We start from the raw sequence: 560 nt of genomic DNA, 5'->3' as shown, positions 1-560 counted from the left end.
GACAGAGATAGATGCCCTTTAAATCTAAAAGTCTCTGAGCGTAAAGAGCAAGAACTGTCTGATTGTGGATTCATTCCGATTTCACCAGTTCCTGAAACAGACATGGTTGGCATGACTTCCAATGTTTCGTTGTATAAGCCAAAACTGTACGAAGAGAAGCATGTTGCGACTAATGCAAAACTTACCTCAATGCTCCAATACACGATGTGTGTATCGCGTATAGCACACTACGTCAAAGTTATGGGGCGAGACAAGATAGGTGGCTATCAGGACGCGGCATCGCTCGAGAGGGAGTTTCAGACTTGGTTACATCAATATACAACGGCTTCAGACGAAGCTTCGGATGAACTCAGAGCTAAGTACCCATTGAACGAAGCGAAGATCAAAGTTAGAGAGAAACGCGATACGCCAGGGCACTTCTACTCGGTGATACATTTACGCCCTCATTTTCAGCTCGACCAAATGGTCTCAAGTATCAAATTAATTACGGAATTATCACCAGAACATTTGGTGTAAGGAAAGAAAGATGACTCAGTGGAAAAATGCCTTATCGGAAGGGC

Annotated in this window: 1 protein-coding gene; it reads left to right on the top strand. The window is 43.8% G+C overall.

All coding sequences use genetic code 11. The annotated features are described in order from the left end of the window. On the top strand, window positions 1-516 hold a 516-nt coding region (locus R7O13_RS29635), incomplete at its 5' end, for a type VI secretion system contractile sheath domain-containing protein (protein ID WP_318305562.1). Window positions 517-560 lie beyond the last annotated feature (44 nt).

It is taken from the genome of Vibrio sp. Y176, from assembly GCF_033438945.1.
Note: the sequence above shows the minus strand (reverse complement) of the source record. Positions and strands in the feature narration are given on the sequence as shown.